The sequence below is a fragment of the Pseudomonas sp. FW305-7 genome (assembly GCF_058786735.1).
Window position 1 is genome coordinate 1 of record NZ_JBYSZA010000014.1, and the last position, 21,170, is coordinate 21,170.

Annotated in this window: 23 protein-coding genes and 1 pseudogene; 13 read left to right on the forward strand and 11 right to left on the reverse strand. The window is 58.7% G+C overall.

Annotated elements, in window-relative coordinates; translation table 11 throughout:
* Positions 1-1,123: HlyD family secretion protein (locus AC3WMT_RS17290; RefSeq protein WP_256583578.1), on the forward strand; the 1,123-nt coding region annotated here is incomplete at its 5' end.
* Complete coding sequence (locus AC3WMT_RS17295) at positions 1,113-2,138, forward strand: DUF2955 domain-containing protein (RefSeq protein WP_103305930.1); 1,026 nt, start codon at positions 1,113-1,115, stop codon at positions 2,136-2,138. The genes AC3WMT_RS17290 and AC3WMT_RS17295, both read left to right, overlap by 11 nt.
* Here the strand turns inward: AC3WMT_RS17295 and AC3WMT_RS17300 are convergent.
* The 4 genes and pseudogenes from AC3WMT_RS17300 to AC3WMT_RS17315 form a co-directional block, all read right to left on the reverse strand.
* Positions 2,123-2,569, reverse strand: a pseudogene (locus AC3WMT_RS17300) (hypothetical protein). The gene AC3WMT_RS17295 and the pseudogene AC3WMT_RS17300 overlap by 16 nt on opposite strands.
* 124 nt (positions 2,570-2,693) lie before the next feature.
* Positions 2,694-3,713, reverse strand: coding sequence for an AbrB family transcriptional regulator (locus tag AC3WMT_RS17305; protein ID WP_103305929.1), 1,020 nt, complete (start codon positions 3,711-3,713; stop codon positions 2,694-2,696).
* Positions 3,714-3,740: 27 nt separating this feature from the next.
* Positions 3,741-4,163, reverse strand: a complete 423-nt coding sequence (locus AC3WMT_RS17310; protein WP_103305928.1) for an HD domain-containing protein — start codon at positions 4,161-4,163, stop codon at positions 3,741-3,743.
* A gap of 15 nt (positions 4,164-4,178) precedes the next feature.
* Positions 4,179-4,568, reverse strand: coding sequence for a hypothetical protein (locus AC3WMT_RS17315; RefSeq protein WP_103305927.1), 390 nt, complete (start codon positions 4,566-4,568; stop codon positions 4,179-4,181).
* A 170-nt stretch (positions 4,569-4,738) separates the two neighbouring features.
* Here AC3WMT_RS17315 and AC3WMT_RS17320 point away from each other — a divergent pair, with 170 nt between their 5' ends.
* The 4 genes from AC3WMT_RS17320 to AC3WMT_RS17335 all read left to right on the forward strand — a co-directional run bounded on the left by AC3WMT_RS17320 (position 4,739) and on the right by AC3WMT_RS17335 (position 7,036).
* Positions 4,739-5,170, forward strand: a complete 432-nt coding sequence (locus AC3WMT_RS17320; protein ID WP_103305926.1) for a hypothetical protein — start codon at positions 4,739-4,741, stop codon at positions 5,168-5,170.
* Between the two features lie 192 nt (positions 5,171-5,362).
* Positions 5,363-5,629, forward strand: coding sequence for a fructose-bisphosphate aldolase (locus AC3WMT_RS17325; protein WP_371919327.1), 267 nt, complete (start codon positions 5,363-5,365; stop codon positions 5,627-5,629).
* A 215-nt stretch (positions 5,630-5,844) separates the two neighbouring features.
* Positions 5,845-6,345 carry an Hcp family type VI secretion system effector gene (locus tag AC3WMT_RS17330; RefSeq protein ID WP_103305924.1) on the forward strand — a complete coding sequence of 167 codons (501 nt, stop codon included), beginning with the start codon at positions 5,845-5,847 and terminating at the stop codon, positions 6,343-6,345.
* Positions 6,338-7,036, forward strand: coding sequence for a DUF4225 domain-containing protein (locus AC3WMT_RS17335; RefSeq protein ID WP_103305923.1), 699 nt, complete (start codon positions 6,338-6,340; stop codon positions 7,034-7,036). Before AC3WMT_RS17330 ends, AC3WMT_RS17335 begins: the two co-directional genes overlap by 8 nt.
* 5 nt (positions 7,037-7,041) lie before the next feature.
* Here the strand turns inward: AC3WMT_RS17335 and AC3WMT_RS17340 are convergent, their stop codons facing one another.
* On the reverse strand, positions 7,042-7,461 hold the full coding sequence (locus tag AC3WMT_RS17340) for a hypothetical protein (protein WP_103305922.1): 420 nt from the start codon (positions 7,459-7,461) through the stop codon (positions 7,042-7,044).
* Positions 7,462-7,940: 479 nt separating this feature from the next.
* Between AC3WMT_RS17340 and AC3WMT_RS17345 the strand changes: the two genes are divergently transcribed.
* Complete coding sequence (locus tag AC3WMT_RS17345; protein ID WP_103305921.1) at positions 7,941-8,459, forward strand: hypothetical protein; 519 nt, start codon at positions 7,941-7,943, stop codon at positions 8,457-8,459.
* Between the two features lie 60 nt (positions 8,460-8,519).
* Here the strand turns inward: AC3WMT_RS17345 and AC3WMT_RS17350 are convergent, their stop codons facing one another.
* The 4 genes from AC3WMT_RS17350 to AC3WMT_RS17365 all read right to left on the reverse strand — a co-directional run bounded on the left by AC3WMT_RS17350 (position 8,520) and on the right by AC3WMT_RS17365 (position 13,895).
* Positions 8,520-9,068, reverse strand: coding sequence for a cupin domain-containing protein (locus tag AC3WMT_RS17350; RefSeq protein WP_007950154.1), 549 nt, complete (start codon positions 9,066-9,068; stop codon positions 8,520-8,522).
* 425 nt (positions 9,069-9,493) lie between these two features.
* Positions 9,494-10,777, reverse strand: coding sequence for an NAD(P)/FAD-dependent oxidoreductase (locus tag AC3WMT_RS17355; RefSeq protein ID WP_103305920.1), 1,284 nt, complete (start codon positions 10,775-10,777; stop codon positions 9,494-9,496).
* Positions 10,778-10,828: 51 nt separating this feature from the next.
* Complete coding sequence (locus AC3WMT_RS17360; protein ID WP_103305919.1) at positions 10,829-12,319, reverse strand: aldehyde dehydrogenase; 1,491 nt, start codon at positions 12,317-12,319, stop codon at positions 10,829-10,831.
* A 199-nt stretch (positions 12,320-12,518) separates the two neighbouring features.
* A complete protein-coding gene (locus AC3WMT_RS17365; RefSeq protein ID WP_103305918.1) occupies positions 12,519-13,895 on the reverse strand; it encodes a glutamine synthetase family protein in 1,377 nt (458 codons plus the stop codon).
* Positions 13,896-14,177: 282 nt separating this feature from the next.
* Between AC3WMT_RS17365 and AC3WMT_RS17370 the strand changes: the two genes are divergently transcribed.
* The 5 genes from AC3WMT_RS17370 to AC3WMT_RS17390 all read left to right on the forward strand — a co-directional run bounded on the left by AC3WMT_RS17370 (position 14,178) and on the right by AC3WMT_RS17390 (position 19,505).
* The gene (locus tag AC3WMT_RS17370) at positions 14,178-14,939 is read left to right on the forward strand and encodes a gamma-glutamyl-gamma-aminobutyrate hydrolase family protein (RefSeq protein WP_103305917.1); all 762 of its coding nucleotides are present in this window, start codon (positions 14,178-14,180) and stop codon (positions 14,937-14,939) included.
* Positions 14,940-15,311: 372 nt separating this feature from the next.
* On the forward strand, positions 15,312-16,454 hold the full coding sequence (potA, locus tag AC3WMT_RS17375; protein WP_007962457.1) for a polyamine ABC transporter ATP-binding protein: 1,143 nt from the start codon (positions 15,312-15,314) through the stop codon (positions 16,452-16,454).
* A 29-nt stretch (positions 16,455-16,483) separates the two neighbouring features.
* Complete coding sequence (locus AC3WMT_RS17380; protein ID WP_371919326.1) at positions 16,484-17,365, forward strand: ABC transporter permease subunit; 882 nt, start codon at positions 16,484-16,486, stop codon at positions 17,363-17,365.
* A complete protein-coding gene (locus tag AC3WMT_RS17385; protein WP_103305915.1) occupies positions 17,362-18,234 on the forward strand; it encodes an ABC transporter permease subunit in 873 nt (290 codons plus the stop codon). Before AC3WMT_RS17380 ends, AC3WMT_RS17385 begins: the two co-directional genes overlap by 4 nt.
* A gap of 173 nt (positions 18,235-18,407) precedes the next feature.
* The gene (locus AC3WMT_RS17390; RefSeq protein WP_103305914.1) at positions 18,408-19,505 is read left to right on the forward strand and encodes a polyamine ABC transporter substrate-binding protein; all 1,098 of its coding nucleotides are present in this window, start codon (positions 18,408-18,410) and stop codon (positions 19,503-19,505) included.
* A gap of 304 nt (positions 19,506-19,809) precedes the next feature.
* Here the strand turns inward: AC3WMT_RS17390 and thpR are convergent, their stop codons facing one another.
* Positions 19,810-20,349 (reverse strand): RNA 2',3'-cyclic phosphodiesterase, encoded by a 540-nt coding sequence (gene thpR / locus AC3WMT_RS17395; RefSeq protein ID WP_103305913.1) that lies wholly within the window; start codon positions 20,347-20,349, stop codon positions 19,810-19,812.
* 103 nt (positions 20,350-20,452) lie between these two features.
* On the opposite strand from thpR, the gene AC3WMT_RS17400 reads away from it, so the two are divergent.
* Positions 20,453-20,647 carry a hypothetical protein gene (locus tag AC3WMT_RS17400; protein ID WP_103305912.1) on the forward strand — a complete coding sequence of 65 codons (195 nt, stop codon included), beginning with the start codon at positions 20,453-20,455 and terminating at the stop codon, positions 20,645-20,647.
* Between the two features lie 169 nt (positions 20,648-20,816).
* Here the strand turns inward: AC3WMT_RS17400 and AC3WMT_RS17405 are convergent, their stop codons facing one another.
* Positions 20,817-21,170 (reverse strand): DUF1428 domain-containing protein, encoded by a 354-nt coding sequence (locus AC3WMT_RS17405; RefSeq protein WP_103305911.1) that lies wholly within the window; start codon positions 21,168-21,170, stop codon positions 20,817-20,819.

The window sequence follows — 21,170 nt, forward strand, 5'->3', positions numbered from 1 at the left end:
GACTGAAGCCGCGCCACCCGCCCCGGCCCCCGCGCCTGCCCAGCCCGATCCTGCAAAAAAAGGCATCCGCTGGGTGCTTTTGCTGATCGTACTGAGCCTGGCCTGGTACCTGCTCGCCGACCGCTACACGCCCTATACCCAACAAGCGCGGGTCGGCGCATTCGTGATTCCGGTGGCGGCGGAAGTTGCGGGTCGGGTGATCCGCGTCAACGTGCGCAACAATCAGGATGTAAAGGCTGGCGATGTCCTCTTTGAACTCGACCCACAGCCACTGCAAATAGCGGTCGATCGGGCGAAAGCCGATCTGGAATCGACCCGCCGTCAGGTCGGTGCGAGCACTGCCGGAATCGCTTCGGCGCAAGCTTCATTACGCGCAGCCCAAGCCAACGAACTCAAGGCGCGGCAGGACAATCAGCGGCTTGAAGGTTTGTATAAACAGGACCCTGGCACGGTCTCTGTCCGTCTTCTTGAGGTATCGCGAGCCAACCGCGAACAAGCGGTCGCCCAAGTCGCCGCTGCCCACGCCGAAGTACAGCGCGCACAAGAGCAGGAAGGCGGCAACACCGACACCAACGCCCAGTTGCGCAGCGCTGCCTCGGCACTGGCCAAAGCCGAACTGGATCTGGCCAACACCCGCATCGGCGCGCGTTCGGCCGGGTTGATCACCGACCTGCGCACCGACGTCGGCCAGTTCACCGCCGCGGGCAGCCCGGTGATGACCTTGATCGCGATTCATGACGTGTGGATCAGCGCCGACCTCACCGAAAACAACCTCGGCCGCGTGCAACCCGGAACGGCGGTGGCCATCGTCCTCGACGCCCTACCCGGTGAGGTGCTTGAGGGCCGGGTGCGCAGCGTCGGTTACGGCGTCAGCGTCGGCCAGACCCCGCCGCCCGGCACGCTGCCGAGTATCCAGAACAGCCGCGACTGGTTGCGTCCGGCGCAGCGTTTCCCGGTGATCATCGAGTTCACTGAAGAGGCGAAGAAACGCCTGATCGACAGTCGCGCCATCCGTGCTGGGGGTCAGGCCGAAGTCATGGCGTTCCCCAGCGAAGGCAATCCGCTCAACCCGTTGGGACGGTTGTTTGTCAGCCTGATGAGCTGGCTGTCGTATGCCTACTGAGCGCAGCGTCCCGGCGCAACGGGCCTTGCGCCTGGCGTTCGGCACGGCGCTGTGCACCGCTGCCAGTTATGCCTTGGCATTGCCGCTGGCGTTTATTTCGCCGGTGTTGGCGGTGTTGCTGCTGGCCAGTCTGCCCCGGCCATTACCGCTCAAAGGTGCGTTGGTATTGGCGCTGGCGGCGGCGCTCACCACGAGCATTGGCCTGCTGTTGGTGCCGTTGCTGCGTTATTACCCGGTGAGCGGCGTGTTGTTGATCGGCACCGGTTTGTTTGTGGTGTTTCGCTTTGGCCTGCGTGGCGGCAATCCGTTGATCGTGACGTTTCTGATGATCGGCATGACCATGATCTCCGCCGCCGGGTTCGCCGAGTTTGATCTGGCGATGGCGGTGATTGGCGCACTGGTCAAAGGCCTGTTGCTGGCGGTCGCGGTGGTCGGTATCAGTCACGCACTGTTTCCGGAACGGCCCGACAGCCCTGTGCCCCCGAAGCCGCCCGCGATGCCCGCCGACGAAGTCCCGCGTGTGGCCTTGCGCGCCACGCTGATCGTGCTGCCAACCTTTTTGCTGGCCCTGAGCGACCCGGCGAGTTATCTGCCGATCATCCTCAAAGCTGTCAGCCTCGGCCAGCAAAGCTCCACCACTCACACCCACCACGCCGGGCGCGAATTGCTCGGTTCGACCCTGCTCGCGGGCGTGCTGGCGGTACTGCTGTGGTGCGGATTGAGCCTGTTCGTGCACCTGTGGATGTTCTTTCTGTGGATGCTGCTGTTCGGGTTATGGCTGGCGCGCAAACTCTATCGCCTTAGTGCGACGCGGTTCAGTCCGGGCTTCTGGCTCAACACCCTGGTGACGATGATCATCCTGCTCGGCCAATCAGTGCAGGACAGCGCCGCCGGCAAAGACGTCTACACCGCATTCGCCGTGCGCATGGGCCTGTTCATTCTGGTGACGTTGTACAGCGCGCTGATGATGCACCTGCTCGAAGCGCACAAACCCCAGCGTCAAGGCGTGACCTGATAGCCGCGCCCTTGCAGACACCCGGTGTAGGCACTGGAACTGGCTGCCGCATCGGTTTTGCTCTGCGCGCGTCGCTCCTGCCGCTGCCGTGCGCCACCGACTACAGCGCCGGCGGTTGCCGTCTGTCTGGCGCGGTTCTGCCGGTAATCCTGCTTACGGTCATCGTCGACCGCATCGTACAACTCGTCGTGCTGGCGACCGCGCACCTCAGCCGCTGTTGCACCGGCCGCAGCACCCACGGCAGCGCCCTTAAGGCGACCGCCGGTTTGCGGGGTTGATGTGGTGGAACTGGCGGCGACCGAGTGGCAGTCGTTGATGTCGATCTGGGTTTGTTGCGAGGTCTGGCCCTAGAGCGGGACGACGGTTTGCGCATTGGCTTGCGTGGCGCAAAGAGCGGCGATCAAGAGAGCGGTGGACGATAAACGGTTCATGATTACCTCCGGCGGGGCCTGGATTGGCTGTGAGGCGGGGTAATCGGGAAGTGTAGTTCAACAGCAGCAATCTCATTTGCGTGGTGAAGGAGCAAACTCCCTCACCACGACGGATGATGCGTAGTCAGGCCCCCTCCCGCACCCGCCGCACCTGCACCAACAACGCCGGCGCAAAATGCAGCAGCACCATCCGCGCCAAGTGGTGAGTCAGGATAAACACCACGTTCAGCCCACCGGCAAACGCGACAATCGCAATCGTCTCGATCGCCCCCGGCATGTACGCCAGCCATAACGACAACGGATCACTCCCGAGGAATCGCGCCGCCACTTCGGCAAATGCCGCCGCGACCACGATCATCAACCCGACCGAGACCAGCGCCGTACGACCATGCCGACCCAATTCCTTGAAGCCCAAACCCTGGAACCGCGAGCCGATGCGCACGCCGAGAATCAGCGCCGCCAGATTCAAGCTCCAGTCGGGCATGTGAAAACCGTGCAACCAGCCTGCTTTTACACAGACTGCGGTGATGATGATCGCCGTGAGCATGAAGGGCGCCGGCACGCCAATCACCAGCAGCAATCGACCGAGCACGACGCTCAAGCCGATTACCGAGAAAACCGTCAGCGCCATGCCGGTGGTCAACGGATCGCTTTCAACAGCAGCCACTGACACCTGCCCCGGAATCAAAAAGCTCACCAACACCGTGATCAGCAGTAACCGCATCAGATGCACGATGATGACTTTGCTCGACGCCTTCTCCGACTCGAGCAAATCAAACACCGCCGCCAGTGCCCCCGGATACACCGCGAGTAGCGCATCCGTGCGGTTCCACCCTGCCCCACGCGTCAGCCACCAACCGGCCAGGGCAATCTGCACCGTCAGACACAGCAGCAAAACGCCAAGGCTTGGGAGCATGGTCGACGCCGTCGCACTGTCCCACGCCTCAAACATTAGCCCGGTGGCGATGCCCAGCGAGACCTGGATGTAACCCAAGCCATAAGGCGTCGCGGGTGCGAAACCTGATCGGGTGACGACCAGTGCGGTGACCAGGATCGAGCCCAACAGCAAGCCGTGAGGCACGCCGAGGGATTGCAACGCAGCGCCAAAACCGGCGGCGATCAACAGACACAGAATGGATTTCATATTCGCCTTCCTGGCAATTCAAATGGCTTAAGCGCGCAACCGTCCAATCGCGCGCCGATACTTCTCGATCCGCTCCAGATCCTCCCAACTCGGCGAGGCGATCCGCGACAGGTCGCTGTTTTCTTCCAGATCTGCGAGTTTGACCACGCGACCGATCGGGTTCTGTGCGGCGCGTTCGACGAAATCCTCGTAGGACTCGCCGGGCACTTTGGTCACCGATGCGATGGCCGTCAGCACCTCTTCGCTGAAGCCTTCCTTGCGCAAGTCGTCGAGACTGATAGCGCAATCCTCGACCACATCGTGCAGCACCGCGACGATGCGCTCCTCCAGCGTGGTCATGCGCAGCATCACCTTCAGCGGATGCAAAATGTACGGCGCCCCGCCCTTGTCGACCTGCCCCGCGTGCGCGGTGGCGGCAATGGCAATGGCGCGTTCGAGAGTTTGAGTCATAGGGGTTTCCTCGGGTTAAATGCCATACCGGCCGCCAACGTGGATATTGCGTTTGAGCCAAGCGCCAATGGCCTTCAAGCGACCGGCTGGCTTCGCTGGCTCGGAGTGACGCTTGAGAATCATCGACACCAATGTCACTTGATCCACACCAGGATGTGCATCGATCAACTCAGCGACCCAGGCACAATCAGACTTCTTCAAATGCTCACGCCACTCACCGGGCCAGGCCTCCAGCTCATCCAGCGCCAACCAGATCGCGCCGCCCTGCTCGGCATGCCCGCCACCAATCGATTGTTCGAAACAAAAAGGCGTGGCCGCTCGGGTCAAGTCGATGCTGAAGAAGTAGACGTCGTGGGTCTTGTGCTGCGGCGTGGGGGCGTTGTTGCGACCGCCGATCTCGATCATGGGCAATATTCCAATCCTTGGGGCGCTAGATGTGTCCGATTGTTTCGCAGTCTACGCGAACAGCGCAAATCAAAAACCTGATTGAACCTCCTTCTCCTGTGCAATCTCGAAACCATAAGCGCCCCGCCCCATCACTGATCAGAACCGGCGCCCTTGAAGAGGAAATACCGATGAACATTCGATTCCTGCTTCTGCTCGCCACGTTCTGCGTCATCCCCACCTGCGTCATGGCCGAAGGCTGCGACGTCGAGACCCGCTCCTCCAGCGCCTCCGTGCCTACCGTCTCCGGCCATAGCTGCTACGAATACGAAGGCATGCCCGTCAATGCCATCGACTGGTCATGCAGCAACGAAAGCAAAGACATGGTCAACGCCGCCAAGAAAAAGGTCCAACAGTGCGATGACCACTATCAAGCCACCTGCATCGCCACCCTTACCCAAGAATCCCTCGCCAACCCGCACTCCACCAGCAAGGATAAAAACGCCAAGGCGTTGAATATCCCGGAGGGCGCGCAGGTGACCACGTATTACTACGGCGCGGAGAATCTGGGACAGGCGAAGATTGATTGTGAGAGTGGTGGTGGGCAGTGGAAGGCGAAGTGATGTTTGTTGAGCGTACGAAAAGGGACACCGCTGGGTGTCCCTTTTTATGCGTCAATGCAACCACTGTGGCGAGGGAGCTTGCTCTCGCTGTGCTGCGAAGCGGACTCTGGAGCACATACAACCCATGACTTTAGACTCGACCAAATTTGAAGTCTGAAAAACGCGTAGGAAAACACCCCTTGCGGCGAGGGGATTCATCCCCGATGGGCTACGAAGCGGCCCCAAACCAGCGAGCTCATTTCTCCAGATACGCCGCACGCCACGGATTACGAAGCCTGCCTCGCCGAACGCCTCAACGCCGTCCTCAAATACCTCGACCTCATCGCCTGCACCAGCCTCCCCGATTACGCCGAGCACGATATCAACACCGTCACCAACATCGCCCGAATCATGGTCCAGGATGTCAGTGACGTGTTTCGGGTAATCGAGCAGCGAGGTTTCGAAGCGCCGACCTCATAACCAACACACTGCAAAAAGTGCCAACTTCATAAAAGCCCGGTCACCCAATCAGCGATAACGTCGTTGGCACTTCGGAATAATCATCTCCTGACTTCCGCGCCCCTTGTAAGACACGTCTGAACATCACCCACAGCGAACCCGCACCTCACTGTTCCGGCTTTAGTCGACGGTTACTCTTCAAACAAGAGTTCTCCATTCAATAAAGCAGAGCATCCATGGCCAACCACAGCTATATGAGCATTACTGGAAACCGACAAGGTCTGATCTCGGCCGGTTGCTCCGACACAAATTCGATCGGCAACAAATGCCAACTGGGTCACCTCGACGAAATCATGGTCCTGGCCTACTCCCACAACATGACTACCGACAATAACGGCGGCGTCACTGCCGACCGTGGCAAGCACTTACCGATCATGATCACCAAGAACATCGACAAATCCTCCCCCCTCCTGTCCTCCGCACTTCACGAACGCGAAGTGCTCGACTGCACCATTTTCTTCTACCGAACCTCTCCCGCTGGTACTCAGGACAAATACTTCAAAATCCACATCGCCGGTGCAAAAGTCGCCCACATCAACCTCCAGGTCCCCCACGCCATCCATTTGAACGACGCACAGCCACAGGAACTGGTGTCATTCACTTACCGAGAGATCAGTTGGACGCACATTCAGGCGGGCACCTGCGGCTACAGCACTTGGGGCAACGAGGATGAATGAGGATTCGTGTGACATTAACGATGTCACACGGGCTGCTGCTGATCTGGTCGCCTTCGGCTGCCAGATTGGCGCTACTCAGCTGTATGACAGTTTCAGTCAGCTCAGATTTGGCGAGTTCGTTTCGTCTTATGCGAATGAGATTATTCGGGCGGTGGATGAAGGTGTCATTAGTGCGAAGCAAGGGTTGCTGGCACTGAAAGATGAGTACGCTGACTTATCGGAAAAAGTATTGTTCTATGCGCAAAATGGCGTTGGCGTAGCGGCGGGAGTAATGCAGGCACAAACAGGTACGATATTAATAGGGCAACGGAGAGGTATTAATCTGCCACTGGGGGTAGCGTACTACGCCCATGGCGTTAACAATATTTACGAAGGTCTAGGGAATATTTACAACGGCCCAGGCAAAGAAGGTATCACCGGCCCTACTAGACAGCTCTACCAAGTTTTTTTAGGAGAAATCGATGGAAATATAAGTTATTACTCAGCCGACTTAAGCCTTTCTATCATTGGCATCTTTAGACTGACTCGCAAAACCGACTCAACCGAACTGTTTATTCGAGATCCGATAAACTATGAGCACGTCTACCATCAGATGGGAAAAGCGGCTTTAGCATTTGAAGCCCTGGTTAACTCATTTACAATAAAAAGCATGACAGACAAAGACGACACAAATAATCCAACATCAAATTAGTTGCATCACAATTCTGTACGCAACCAAAACCAAATAGAAATTATCACAAACGCTACCACACCTATAACACCCCGATAAAGATCGGTAAAACCGAATCCTTCACCAACAATCTGAGCGATGAATTGAACGATAACCTCAGCGCAAAACAATGCAGAAATAAAGATATAAAGATAACCGACAATCACTGGGGTTTTTTCTACCTTGGTATCTCGACCAAGCGATTCCGCAAGCTGTTCAACAAAGAAATAACGAAAATTAACAAACAACATCCCCAAAAAAACAAAACCCAAAACCACCTTTTTGACAACTCCATCCAAAGGAAAAACCTTACCAAGGTTATGTACCAGTAACGCACCATACAACGCACTGAGAAGAATAGTGAGGATAAAAAGACCAACAACTACACAAAACTCTCGAATCAACATATAGAGCCCACACTCACAAGACACACATCTCGAGAACTTCTACTCCCCCTCACGCCCTGCCAACTATAAAGAATATCTGTCATGCAATTCAAACATGCCAGAAGAACAATAGCTTCATGGATGCCGCGTCATCAGGTACTTGCTCAGAGCTTTCTTACAAAGCAATACTATCGAGCCTACAAACTTTTCCTTCCATCAAGAAATTACGCCCCCCAAAAGGAATCCCGCACTCCACGCTACTTGACGAATCTCCGCTACGGCGCAAAAAAACTACCTTGCGCATCTCGAAAATGGCTCTGGAATAGATAGTGTCAATTTGATAGCTTCAGCGCCGATTATCCTGCCACCGACCGCTGGATGAGCCTCGAATGACCAGATGACGCAGACGTGCTCAAAAGAAGTCATTCTGTCAGGCAGCCCCCTGCAAGTAATCCCGTCACCTTCATGACCCACCTCAAACCACTACGGACAGAAATGCCATGAAACTGTTGTACGCAGGCTCGGCCCTGCTTTTGATCGCAGGTTGCGCGCCAATGCCGCAATACGAGCCCCCGGCCAACGCACCTCAAGCGCAGATTCGCAGTGAGATGGACGCATTGCTCAGCCGTCACAACTACATCGCCCTCAGCGCAGCGCCGACCATTGCCTGTAAGTACGGCAGATCAGTCCCGGTGACACCCGAGCGGCAATTATTTTCGGTCAGAGGGGGATATCCAACGGAGCATCAGGGTTTTCGAGCCATTGAGGCCGGCAAGCCGATCCGCCTGGTGCTTGAGGGTGCGGCCACAGCGCAACGCAGGTGCTCGGTCGAATTTGTCACCGAGTTCAAGCCGGGCGCACGATATGTGGTCGAAGGTGGAATCAGCGATGGCCCGACTGTCATCAGTAGCTGCCAGATCAACATCGTTGATCTGGATTCCGGAGCTCGACTGGTTCTGGCTGAGCAGACACCGGCCAACAACTGTGCTCTGGATCGGTTAAGCATGCCAACGCCCTGAGGGCGCTGTCATCGAATGCGCATGAAGCGGCCATCCGCCGCTTCTGGCATCGGTCAGTAATCAGAAGTTGGCGGGCGTATTCGCACTAATAATCTCAGCCTCATCCGCCCCGATATTGCGGAACTTGTGCGGCAACGTTGTCGGAAAGTAATACCCATCCCCGGCATTCAAAACACTCACCGAGCCATCCACGGTCAACTCAACCGTGCCGCGCGTAACAAGCCCGCACTCCTCACCTTCCGCATGCACAATCGGCTCTTCCCCGGAACTCGCACCTGGGGCGTATTGCTCGCGCAGCAAGCGCATCTGGCGGCTTGGCACCGAGGCGCCGATCAGCAGCAGACGCAGGCCATGGCGGCCGAGATCAGGCTGTTCATTAGCCCGGAAGACGTATTGATGCTCGCGCGGCGGCTGGTCGAAGGTGAAGAAGTCGGCCAGGGACATCGGGATGCCTTCGAGCAGCTTTTTCAGGGAGCTGACCGAGGGACTGACGCGATTCTGTTCGATCAGGGAAATGGTGGCATTGGTCACGCCGCTACGCCGGGCCAGCTCGCGCTGGGAGAGTTTGTAGCTTTCGCGTACTAGTTTGAGTCGAGAACCCGTATCCATGACAGCCTTATGTGAGAACGACTTAAGGGCGATGGGGGTGGGTGGCGGGTGACGCGCCGAGGGCGCGGATCACGTTGCTCCCGTGTCCCGGAACCGTGAAAGGCGGCTATTAAATCACGTTTGCTGGTGTTGCTCAGCAGGTTCGATGGACGGTGGATCAAATGAGCCTGCCGTTGGTAATTCTGGGCTGAATACAAAACCTGTGGGAGCTGGCTTGCCAGCGATTGGGTGGCACATTCAACATTACTTTTTGCTGATTGACCGCCATCGCTGGCAAGCCAGACTCCCACAGGGTTTGTGGTGTTTCTGGAGAAGTGATGGTGCCCGGGCTGGCCTCATCGCGAGCAGGCTCACTCCTACAGTTTGAGCTTTGGTGTCAGGTAAAAAACCGGCGGGGTCTTGGGGGCCGCCGCCGGGGAGGTAACCTAGATGCCGAAGCGGTCACGCAGCGAGTAGTACACCGCGCCGAGCGCAGTCAACGGCGCCGAGAACGTGCGGCCGCCGAGCATTGGCATGTGTGGCAGGGAGGCGAAGGCGTTGAAGCGTTCGGCGTCGCCGCGGATCATTTCCGAGATCAGTTTGCCGGCCAGGTGCGAGCAGGTGACGCCGTGGCCGCTGTAGCCTTGCATGTAGTAGGCGTTTTTCTCGATGCGGCCGAATTGCGGCATACGCGACATGGTCAGCAAGAAGTTGCCGGTCCAGCGGTAGTCGATTTTGACGTCTTTGAGCTGCGGGAAGGTCTTGAGAATCTTCGGGCGGATCAGTTGTTCGATGTCGTCCGGTTCACGCGCACCGTAGACCACGCCGCCGCCGTACAGCAGGCGGTTGTCGGCAGTCAGACGGTAGTAGTCGAGCAGATAGTTGCAGTCTTCGACGCAGTAGTTGTTGGTGATCAGGCTGCGTGCCTGTTTTTCAGTCAACGGTTCGGTGACGACGATCTGCGAGCCGCACGGCATGCTTTTGGCGGTCACGCGATTGTCCAGACCTTGCGGCAGGTAGGCGTTGCCGGCGATCAGCAGGTACTTGGCGCGCACTTGGCCTTTGGCGGTGCGTACGACATTTGGCTCGCCGTACTTGATTTCAACGGCCGCCGATTGCTCGTAGATCTTGCCGCCCAGACGCACAATGGCCGCCGCTTCACCGAGGGCCAGGTTCAACGGGTGAACGTGGCCGCCCTGCATGTCCAGCAAGCCGCCGACGTAGGCATCGGAACCGACTTCACGACGAATATCCGCAGCGTCAAGCATCTTCAGATTGCGGTTGCCGTAGCGTTCCCAGCTGCGCTTTTGCTCTGCCAGACCGTTGAGTTGTTTCTTGTTCATCGCTGCGAAGATACCGCCCGGGCGGTAATCGCATTTGATGTCGTAGTCCTTGATGCGCGAACGGATGATGTCGGCGCCTTCGAAGATCATGCTGCCGAGGATTTCCGCAGTCTTGTCGCCGTAGCGTTCTTCGATCACATCGACGTCGCGACTGTAGGAGTTGACCAGTTGCCCGCCGTTGCGACCGCTGGCGCCGTAGCCGACTTTTGCCGCTTCCAGTACGGTCACCTTGTAGCCGGCTTCGGTCAGGAACAGCGCCGAGGACAGACCGGTGTAGCCGGCGCCGATGATGCAGACGTCGCACTCGACCGACTCTTCAAGAGTCGGGAAGTCGATGACTTCGTTGCGGGTGGCGGCGTAGTAGCTGTTGACGTGTTGTTGTTTCATTTTATTGTTCTCCGAGGGTCGCCGGTTAAAGCGACCACCGTTGTAAAAGAGTTAGAGCTTGATCCAGGTCGCTTTCAGCTCGGTGTACTTGTCGAACGCGTGCAGCGATTTGTCGCGACCGTTGCCCGACTGCTTGAAGCCACCGAACGGCGCGGTCATGTCGCCGCCGTCGTACTGGTTGACCCAGACGCTACCGGCGCGCAGGCCCCGGGCGAAGGTGTGCGCCTTGCTCAGGTTGCTGGTCCACACACCGGCGGCGAGGCCGAAGATGCTGTCGTTGGCGATCTGCAGCGCTTCTTCAGCGGTGTCGAAGGTGATCAGCGACAGCACCGGGCCGAAGATTTCTTCGCGGGCGATGGTCATCGCATTGGTCACGCCATCGAAGATCGCCGGCTGCACATAGAGGCCACCGGTTTCTTCGAGAGCGCGTTGGCCGCCAGCAATCAGCTCGGCGCCCTCCTCACGTCCGATGCTGATGTAGCGCAGCACGTTGTCCAGTTGACGCTGATCGACCACGGCACCCACGGTGGTCGCCGGGTCCAGTGCGTGACCCGGCTTCCACGCTTGCAGTGCTTCCACCAGCAACGGGATGAACTGCTCGCGGATCGAACGCTCGACCAGCAGACGCGAACCGGCGGTGCACACTTCGCCCTGGTTGAAGGCGATGGCGCCGGCGGCGGCCTGGGCTGCTGCGCGCAAGTCCGGTGCGTCGGCAAACACCACGTTCGGGCTCTTGCCCCCCGCTTCGAGCCAGACGCGTTTCATGTTGCTTTGGCCGGCATAAATCATCAGCTGTTTGGCAATCGCCGTGGAGCCGGTGAAGGCCAGCACGTCGACGTCCATGTGCAACGCCAATGCTTTGCCGACGGTGTGGCCGAAGCCAGGCAGGACGTTGAACACGCCTTTTGGAATGCCGGCATCCAACGCCAACTGCGCGATGCGGATGGCGGTCAGCGGCGATTTTTCCGAAGGTTTGAGGATGAACGAGTTACCGGCCGCCAGCGCTGGAGCGAATTTCCAGCTGGCCATGATCAGCGGGAAGTTCCACGGCACGATGGCCGCGACGACACCGGAAGGCTCGCGAGTGACGAGGCCGAGTTGATCGTGCGGGGTGGCCGCCACTTCGTCGTAGATCTTGTCGATGGCTTCGGCGCTCCAGCGGATCGCGTTGGCGGTCGCCGGGATGTCGATGCTCATCGAGTCGCTGATCGGTTTGCCCATGTCGAGGGTTTCCAGCAGCGCCAGTTCTTCCTGGTTCTGGAGGATCAGATCGGCGAAGCGGATCAGGATGCGTTTGCGCTCGGCCGGGGCTTTTTTCGCCCACACGCCGGACTCGAAAGACTGGCGCGCGACTTCGACGGCGAGGTTGGCGTCGGCTTCGTCGGTGCTGGCCACGGAGGCGAGGAAACGACCGTCAACGGGGCTCAGGCATTCGAAGGTGTCGCCGCTGATCGCCGGGCGGTATTGGCCGTTGATAAAGGCGCGGGATTCGATGGTCAGGGACTGGAAGCGTTGTTCCCAGTCGTTGCGGGTTGTAGTCATTGTTGTGGCTCGACAAGGGGGAATTGGGTGATTGCCGAAATGCCGACAATCTTCACGACCTGACCAAAACCCTGTGGGAGCGGGCTTGCCCGCGATAGCGGTGGGTCAGTCGCCTTCAATGCTGAAGGTGACGGCCTCATCGCGGGCAAGCCCGCTCCCACAGGGGTTGGTGGTGTGCATCAGGAATCGCTATAGGTCTTTAGACCGTATGCAGATACCAGTTGTACTCAAGGTCAGAGATCGAGTTCTCGAACTCGGCCAGCTCGCTTTCTTTACAAGCGACGAACACGTCGATGTACAGCGGGTCGATGTAGCGGGCCATGACTTCGCTGTCGTCCAGTTCGCGCAGTGCATCGCGCAGGTTGTTCGGCAGGCTCTGCTCGTTCTGCTCGTAGCTGTTGCCTTCCACCGGGGCGCCCGGTTCGATCTGATTGGTCAGACCGTGGTGAATACCGGCCAGTACCGATGCCATCAACAGGTACGGGTTGGCGTCGGCACCGGCAACACGATGCTCGATGCGCACGGCGTCGGCGGAACCGGTCGGTACGCGCACGGCCACGGTGCGGTTGTCGATGCCCCAGCTCGGCGAGTTCGGCACGTAAAACTGTGCGCCGAAACGACGGTACGAGTTGACGTTCGGGCACAGGAACGCCATTTGCGCAGGCAGGGTCTCCAGCACACCGCCGATCGCGTGACGCAGCGCGGCGTTCTGCTCGGGATCCTCGCTGGCAAAGATGTTGTTGCCTTCTTTGTCCAGAATCGAAATGTGTACGTGCAGACCGTTGCCCGCCTGACCCGGATAAGGCTTGGCCATGAAGGTGGTATCCATCTCGTGGTCGTAGGCGATGTTTTTCACCAGACGCTTGAGCAGGACGGCGTAGTCGCACGCCTTGATCGGGTCGGAGACGTGATGCAGGTTGACTTCGAACTGCGCCGGGGCGCTTTCCTTGACGATGGCGTCAGCGGGGATGCCCTGCTCTTTCGCGCCTTCGAGGATGTCTTGCAGGCAGTCGACGTATTCGTCGAGGTCGTCGATCAGGTAGACCTGAGTCGACACCGGACGCTTGCCCGATACCGGCGAACGTGGCGACTGCGGACGACCGTTCACGTTGTCCTGATCGATCAGGTAGAACTCGAGTTCGAACGCGGCGCAGATGGTCAGGCCCATGTCATCGAACTTGCGCACGACGTTGGCCAGCACTTCACGCGGGTCGGCGAAGAACGGCTCGCCTTCGAGCTCGTGCATGGTCATCAGCAATTGGGCGGTTGGGCGCTTCTGCCACGGCTCGATGCTCAGGGTGCCGGGGATCGGGTAGCAGATGCGGTCAGCGTCGCCGATGTCCAGACCCAGGCCGGTGCTTTCCACCGTGGAGCCATTGATGTCGAGGGCGAAGAGCGAGGCCGGCAGGTTGATGCCTTTCTCGTAAACCTTATGAAGACTGGTGCGTTCGATGCGCTTGCCGCGCACCACACCGTTCATATCCGCAATCAGAAGGTCGACGTACAAAACCTCAGGATATTTCTTAAGGAATGCGTTTGCTTCGTTGAGTTGAACGGTACGCAGAGGGACCGACATGATGCACCTATTTAGCTGTTAATTATTATGTTCACTGCTGTTTCGCCGAGCCAGTCAACCCGAACGGCAAAGTGAAGTCAATAGCGAACAGCTGGCCGCTCAGCCTTTATTTTTAGGGCCTTTTTTAACACTCTCGTGCCAATACAGGTGCCAGAGGCCCGGAAATCATGAAGATTTGATGAGCGGCGTTTAGAATTTTTTACATGGCAGTTGTTAATTAAAATCAACGAGGCTAAGCTCCGGAAAAGCTCGTTCAAGTGTCAAACTTCGAGGTGAATAAAAATGGCATTCAAGCCATTGATCGGCGTTACTGCGTGCGTCAAACAGATTGGCCTGCACCCCTATCACATCAGCGGCGACAAATACGTTCGCGCTGTCAGCGTTGCGGCGCTGGGGTTGCCAGTGGTCATTCCTTCCCTTGGCAACCTGACTGAAATCGAGGACCTGCTCGGTCAACTCGACGGTCTGCTGCTGACCGGTTCGCCCTCGAATGTGGAACCTTTCCACTATCAAGGCCCGGCCAGCGCCCCCGGCACGGATCACGATCCGGCGCGGGATGCCACCACCCTTCCTTTATTGCGTGCAGCCATCGCGGCGGGCGTTCCGGTGCTCGGCATCTGCCGTGGTTTCCAGGAAATGAACGTGGCGTTCGGCGGCAGCCTGCATCAGAAAGTGCACGAGTTGCCGGGCATGCTCGATCACCGCGAAGCCGATAGTCCGGACGTGGCCGTGCAATACGCACTGGCTCACGCCGTGACCGTGCTGGATGGCGGCGTGTTCGAAGCGCTGGAGTTGCCGGGCGAGTTCCAGGTCAACTCGATCCACAGTCAGGGCATCGACCGCCTCGGCCCCGGCCTGCGCGCCGAAGCGGTGGCGCCGGACGGTCTGATCGAGGCGATCTCGGTCGAGCACAGCCCGACGTTTGCCCTCGGCGTGCAATGGCACCCGGAATGGCAAGTGCTCGACAACCCGAACTACCTGCGAATTTTCCAGGCATTCGGCGAGGCTTGCCGGCAACGGGCGGCGCGACGCAACCAGCGCTGATACAACCCGGGATTTCAAAACTGTTTACTGCCCCCACGGGGTCGGCGGTTGCGCGTGTGCGTATCCGTCATCCGTGAAAACAACAAACCGTAATAACAACAAGTACGACCCAGGCAGCCAGGACGGCGGCGCCGACCAAGCCGGATCGGTATGAGCTGTACCCGTCAGATCAATGCAAAACCCTGTGGGAGCTGGCTTGCCAGCGATGAGGCCATCACCTTCAACATAATGGGTGACTGACCCTCCGCCATCGCTGGCAAGCCAGCTCCCACAGGGGGATGTGATCCGACCGGGAATGCACTTACAGATCTGCAATCCACTCTTAAGCCAGGCCACGTTGGCCCGGCGACTGAAACCTGTTGGGAGTTTCACATGGCAAACGCCTCCAGCACTTACAGGAAGGCACTTGAAGGTCATCAGCAACCGAAAAAGGTGTTGGTGAAAGTCGATCGTGTCACCAAGAAGTTCGACGAAACCACGGCAGTGGACGACGTGTCCCTGGAGATCCATCAGGGTGAAATCTTTGCCTTGCTTGGCGGCTCCGGTTCGGGCAAATCGACCCTGCTGCGCATGCTCGCCGGTTTCGAGCGGCCGACTGAAGGGCGGATTCTGCTCGACGGCGTGGACATCACCGACATGCCGCCGTACGAGCGGCCGATCAACATGATGTTCCAGTCCTACGCGCTGTTCCCACACATGACCGTCGCGCAGAACATCGCCTTCGGCTTGAAACAGGACCGTTTGCCGGCCAGCGAAATCGACGCCCGCGTCGAAGAAATGCTGCGCCTGGTGCACATGACCCAATACGCCAAACGCAAGCCGCATCAACTTTCCGGCGGTCAGCGCCAGCGCGTCGCCCTCGCCCGCTCGCTGGCCAAGCGGCCGAAGCTGTTGCTGCTCGACGAACCGATGGGCGCGCTGGATAAAAAGCTGCGTTCGCAGATGCAGCTTGAGCTGGTAGAGATCATCGAGCGCGTCGGCGTGACTTGCGTGATGGTGACCCACGACCAGGAAGAGGCCATGACCATGGCCGAGCGCATTGCGATCATGCACCTGGGCTGGATCGCCCAGATCGGCAGCCCGGTCGATATCTATGAAGCCCCGGTCAGCCGCATGGTCTGCGAGTTCATCGGCAACGTGAACGCTTTCGACGGCACCGTGGTGGAAGACCTGGAAGGTCACGCGATCATCCACAGCCCGGACTTGCAGCAGAAGATTTACGTCGGTCACGGCGTCAGCACTTCGGTGCAGGACAAGTCGATCACCTACGCGATCCGCCCGGAAAAAATGCTCGTCAGCACCATCAAACCGGAAGTCCGCTACAACTGGTCCGAAGGCAAGGTGCATGACATCGCTTACCTCGGCGGTCACTCGGTGTTCTACGTCGAGCTGCCCGGCGGCAAAATCGTCCAGTCGTTCATGGCCAACGCCGAACGCCGTGGTGCGCGTCCGACCTGGGACGACAAGGTTTACGTCTGGTGGGAAGACGACAGCGGCGTGGTACTGCGCTCATGAGAACCTTCAATCAGCAATTCCTGCGCCTGGTGCCCAGCGGGCGAAAGTTCGTCATCGGCATCCCGTTCATCTGGCTGTTCCTGTTCTTCATGCTGCCGTTTTTTCTGGTGATGAAGATCAGTTTCTCGGAAGCCGCGTTGTCGATCCCGCCGTACTCGGAGATCTACACCTACGCCGAACAGAAATTCCAGCTGATGCTGAACATCGGCAACTACACCATGCTCGGCGAAGACGAGTTGTACCTGTCGGCGTACCTCGGTTCGCTGAAGGTCGCGGCACTGAGCACGATGATGTGCCTGCTGATCGGTTTCCCGATGGCCTACGCGATCACCAAAACCGGCAAGGAAACGCAAAACGTCCTGCTGCTGTTGATCATGATGCCGACCTGGACCGCAATCCTGATCCGCGTTTACGCGTGGATGGGCATCCTCAGCAACAACGGTCTGCTTAACGCATTTCTGATGTGGACGGGGCTGACCGATCACCCGATCGAGATCCTCAACACCAACACCGCCGTGTATATCGGCGTGGTTTATGCCTATCTGCCGTTCATGGTGCTGCCGCTGTACGCCAACCTGGTGAAGCACGACGGCAGCCTGCTGGAAGCCGCGTCGGATCTGGGCTCGAGCAACTTCAACAACTTCTGGAAAATCACCGTGCCGCTGGCCAAGAACGGCATTATTGCAGGCTGCATGCTGGTGTTCATTCCGGTGGTCGGTGAGTTCGTGATTCCGGAACTGCTGGGTGGCCCGGAGACACTGATGATCGGTCGCGTGCTGTGGCAAGAGTTCTTCAATAACCGCGACTGGCCGGTGGCATCCGCCCTGGCGGTGGTGATGCTGTTGATACTGATTGTGCCGATTCTGCTGTTCAACCGCAGCCAGGCCAAAGAGATGGAGGCACGGGGATGAAACGCTTCGGTTTTTCCAAGTTCATGCTGATCTTCGGCCTGATGTTCATCTATCTGCCGATGCTGATTCTGGTGATCTACTCGTTTAACGCCTCGAAACTGGTGACGGTGTGGGGCGGCTGGTCGGTGAAGTGGTACGTCGGCTTGCTCGACAACACGCAACTGATGGGCTCGGTGGTGCGCTCGCTGGAAATCGCCTGCTACACCGCGATTGCTGCGGTGGCCTTGGGCACCCTCGCCGCCTTCGTGCTGACGCGCGTCACCCGCTTCAAGGGCCGCACGCTGTTTGGTGGCCTGGTCACAGCGCCGTTGGTGATGCCGGAAGTGATCACCGGTCTGTCGCTGTTGTTGCTGTTCGTGGCGATGGCGCAACTGATCGGCTGGCCGCAGGAACGTGGCATCGTGACGATCTGGATCGCCCACACCACGTTTTGTGCAGCCTATGTGGCGGTGGTAGTCTCCGCCCGCCTGCGTGAACTGGACCTGTCGATCGAAGAAGCGGCGATGGATCTGGGCGCGAAGCCGTTCAAGGTGTTCTTCCTCATCACGATTCCAATGATCGCGCCGTCGCTGGCCGCGGGCGGGATGATGTCGTTCGCGCTGTCGCTGGATGACCTGGTGTTGGCCAGCTTCGTGTCCGGGCCGGGCTCCACCACCCTGCCGATGGAAGTGTTCTCGGCGGTGCGTCTGGGCGTGAAGCCTGAGATCAACGCGGTGGCGAGCTTGATTCTGCTGGCGGTGTCGCTGGTGACTTTCCTGGTCTGGTACTTCGGCCGCAAGGCAGAGGCCAGCCGCAAGAAGGCGATTCAGGAAGCGATGGATCAGACGGCGAATGAGTCGTGGCAGCCGCAGCGCGCCGCCACCGCATAGAGAGTTACCGCTTTTGTGGCGAGGGAGCTTGCTCCCGCTTGAGTGCGCAGCGCTCACAAGATCTTTGGGGCCGCTGCGCAGCCCAGCGGGAGCAAGCTCCCTCGCCACAATGGTTCTGTGTATACCAAGATTTTTGTGTTGTGTTTTTGAATAAGAAGAATGGAGTTTCACCGATGAAAATGTTTGGCAGGACTCTGCTGACACTGTCCTTAATGGGCGCAATCGTCATGGGCGCCCAGGCCAACGACAAGGTGCTGCGTGTTTACAACTGGTCCGATTACATCGCGCCGGACACCGTCAAGAAGTTCGAAGACGAGACCGGTATCCGCGTGACCTACGACGTCTTCGACAGCAACGAGACCCTTGAGGCGCGTTTGCTGGCGGGCAAATCCGGTTACGACCTGGTCGTGCCGTCCAACAGTTTCCTGGCCAAGCAGATCAAGGCCGGCGTCTATCAGACGCTGGATAAATCAAAGCTGCCGAACTGGAAGAATCTCAACCCGGTGCTGCTGAAAAACGCTGCCGCCAGTGATCCGGACAACGCCCACGCGTTCCCGTACATGTGGGGTTCGATCGGCATCGGTTTCAACCCGGCCAAGGTCAAGGAAGTACTCGGCGCCAACGCCCCGACCAATTTCTGGGACTTGCTGTTCAAACCGGAAAACGCTGAAAAGCTCAAAGCCTGCGGCATCAGCTTCCTCGACTCGCCGACCGAAATGATCCCGGCCGCCCTGCACTATCTGGGCTACCCGGTGAACGACAAGGACACCGCGCACATCAAGGAAGCCGAGGCGCTGTTCATGAAGATCCGCCCGAACGTGGCGTACTTCCATTCCTCGAAGTACATCTCCGATCTGGCCAACGGCAACATCTGCGTGGCGGTCGGTTACTCCGGTGACGTCCTGCAGGCCAAAGCTCGCGCCGTGGAATCGGGGAACAATGTGGTGATCGACTACAGCATCCCTAAGGAAGGCGCCGGCAGCTTCTACGACATGGTCGCCATCCCGCGCGATGCGGCGAACGTCGAGAACGCTTACTTGTTCATGGACTTCCTGATGCGCCCGGACATCATTGCCGAGATCACCAACAGCAACGGCTACAGCAATGCCAACTCGGCCGCTACACCGCTGGTGGACGAAGCGATCCGCAACGACCCGGGCTCGTACCCGTCGCAAGCGGTGATGGCGACTTTGTATGCGGTGCCGGATCAGCCGATTGCCACCCAGCGGATCATGACCCGTGGCTGGACCCGAGTGAAACTCGGCAAGTAACCCTACGGAGTTGGAGTTCCAACAACACTGATGAACATGTGGGAGCTGGCTTGCCAGCGATGACGGTGGGTCAGGCAAAGGTGATTCGGATGTGCTGACCCCATCGCTGGCAAGCCAGCTCCCACAGGGTTTTGAGATCACATTCAGACAGTGCCTGGCCCAGGATTTTCTTAGCTTAAATAATTCAGTGCTTTCCCGTTCACGCAGCGCCTTACCACCGCTGCACCCTGCAGATGAACGGCCTCACCTGGCTCCCTCGGCTCAGGTGAATTTCAGGCGCCCTCGGGCGCCTTTTTTTGTCTCTTCAGATCAGCGGCCAATCCTGCAGAACGCGGTAACGGCCCTTGTGCGATTCGAACAAGGCAAAGCGTTCGGCACGCAGGAAAAACTCTGGTGGCGTAGCGGATTCCGGCTCCTGCGCACGGTAGTCACGCGCCAATGTCAGGTGCGGGCGAAACTCTCGGGCTGTCTCTTCAAAGCCGAATGGCCGCATGGCCTGTTCCAGGCCGTAGACCAGGCGCAGCAACTCCGGCGGCGCTTGCTCGGGCGCCAGTGACAACACCCCGGCGCGGTGCCAGACCTGCAAGCGATCCAATGAAATGCGCAACGCCTGCCCCGGCGTGCGCACTTTGCCAGCGGCTTCGCAGACCTCGCCGATCTGCGCCAGCGGCACGGCGCCGAGGAACAACAGGGTCAGGTGAAAATTATCCGCCGGTACAGCTTTGCCGGCCCGCAAACCCAACTCCGCACGCCACTGAGCTATCGCCTTGCGCTGCGCCGGTGGGCAGTCCAGTGCAAAAAACAGCCGCTTGAACGGCTCATCCCTGTGCGCTTCGTCGGTCATGGCCTGCTCCTTCACTGGTTGAACGGCAGATTCTACACAGCCTGATCTGACGACTCGCAACGCAGGTCTATAGTTCAAGGATTGCCATCAACCGGAGGTCGCCATGCGCGAGATCCTCAGCAAAGAGCCGTGGTGGGCCCGGCCACCGAATCCCGGGCAGGATGAACAAGAACTGGAATGGGGCTGGCTGGTGCATTACAGCGAGGGCGAGCCACGTTTCGAATTCATCCGTGAGCGGCCGACGGACGAACAGATCCGCCACCGCAAAAGCTGCCGGATCACCCCGTCAGCAGAATGAGATACAAAACCTGCGGGATGCCACGATCGTCCATCCAGCGCAAATCCCTGTGGGAGCTGGCTTGCCAGCGATGGCGATAGCCCCGTCAACACTGATGCTGAACAGGCTGGCCCGATCGCTGGCAAACCAGCTCTCACAGAGTTATTCGAGTTCCCGAAAGTTTCAGGCTTCAGGGCTCGATGAGGTACTGGAAGCCGCCATAAATCATGCGCTGCCCGTCAAACGGCATCGGGTTGACGTCGGGTTTCATGCGCGGGTCTTCCATCATTTTCGCCATGCCGGCATCGCGAGTGGCCTTGTCCGGCCAGATCAGCCAGCCAGACGCCACGGTTTCACCCTCCTTGAGTTTCACTGCCATCGGGAACGACGTGAGCTTGCCGTCCGGCACGTCGTCACCCCAGCATTCGGCCACGCTCAGAGCGCCGTATTCCTTAAAGAGTACCGCGGCGATTTCGGCATGTTTTTTGTACTGTTCACGATTGGCAGTCGGGACCGGGGCAACAAAAATATCGATGTAAGCCAT

Bases quoted from the DNA above. Each gene is read 5' to 3' on its own strand.
- AC3WMT_RS17310 (WP_103305928.1), bottom strand. From the start codon at position 4,163: ATGACTCAAACTCTCGAACGCGCCATTGCCATTGCCGCCACCGCGCAC.
- potA (WP_007962457.1), top strand. From the start codon at position 15,312: ATGGCAAACGCCTCCAGCACTTACAGGAAGGCACTTGAAGGTCATCAG.
- AC3WMT_RS17320 (WP_103305926.1), top strand. From the start codon at position 4,739: ATGAACATTCGATTCCTGCTTCTGCTCGCCACGTTCTGCGTCATCCCC.
- AC3WMT_RS17330 (WP_103305924.1), top strand. From the start codon at position 5,845: ATGGCCAACCACAGCTATATGAGCATTACTGGAAACCGACAAGGTCTG.
- AC3WMT_RS17335 (WP_103305923.1), top strand. From the start codon at position 6,338: ATGAATGAGGATTCGTGTGACATTAACGATGTCACACGGGCTGCTGCT.
- AC3WMT_RS17295 (WP_103305930.1), top strand. From the start codon at position 1,113: ATGCCTACTGAGCGCAGCGTCCCGGCGCAACGGGCCTTGCGCCTGGCG.
- AC3WMT_RS17405 (WP_103305911.1), bottom strand. From the start codon at position 21,170: ATGGCTTACATCGATATTTTTGTTGCCCCGGTCCCGACTGCCAATCGT.
- AC3WMT_RS17305 (WP_103305929.1), bottom strand. From the start codon at position 3,713: ATGAAATCCATTCTGTGTCTGTTGATCGCCGCCGGTTTTGGCGCTGCG.
- AC3WMT_RS17400 (WP_103305912.1), top strand. From the start codon at position 20,453: ATGCGCGAGATCCTCAGCAAAGAGCCGTGGTGGGCCCGGCCACCGAAT.
- thpR (WP_103305913.1), bottom strand. From the start codon at position 20,349: ATGACCGACGAAGCGCACAGGGATGAGCCGTTCAAGCGGCTGTTTTTT.
- AC3WMT_RS17360 (WP_103305919.1), bottom strand. From the start codon at position 12,319: ATGACTACAACCCGCAACGACTGGGAACAACGCTTCCAGTCCCTGACC.
- AC3WMT_RS17340 (WP_103305922.1), bottom strand. From the start codon at position 7,461: ATGTTGATTCGAGAGTTTTGTGTAGTTGTTGGTCTTTTTATCCTCACT.
- AC3WMT_RS17370 (WP_103305917.1), top strand. From the start codon at position 14,178: ATGGCATTCAAGCCATTGATCGGCGTTACTGCGTGCGTCAAACAGATT.
- AC3WMT_RS17345 (WP_103305921.1), top strand. From the start codon at position 7,941: ATGAAACTGTTGTACGCAGGCTCGGCCCTGCTTTTGATCGCAGGTTGC.
- AC3WMT_RS17315 (WP_103305927.1), bottom strand. From the start codon at position 4,568: ATGATCGAGATCGGCGGTCGCAACAACGCCCCCACGCCGCAGCACAAG.
- AC3WMT_RS17355 (WP_103305920.1), bottom strand. From the start codon at position 10,777: ATGAAACAACAACACGTCAACAGCTACTACGCCGCCACCCGCAACGAA.
- AC3WMT_RS17390 (WP_103305914.1), top strand. From the start codon at position 18,408: ATGAAAATGTTTGGCAGGACTCTGCTGACACTGTCCTTAATGGGCGCA.
- AC3WMT_RS17350 (WP_007950154.1), bottom strand. From the start codon at position 9,068: ATGGATACGGGTTCTCGACTCAAACTAGTACGCGAAAGCTACAAACTC.
- AC3WMT_RS17365 (WP_103305918.1), bottom strand. From the start codon at position 13,895: ATGTCGGTCCCTCTGCGTACCGTTCAACTCAACGAAGCAAACGCATTC.
- AC3WMT_RS17385 (WP_103305915.1), top strand. From the start codon at position 17,362: ATGAAACGCTTCGGTTTTTCCAAGTTCATGCTGATCTTCGGCCTGATG.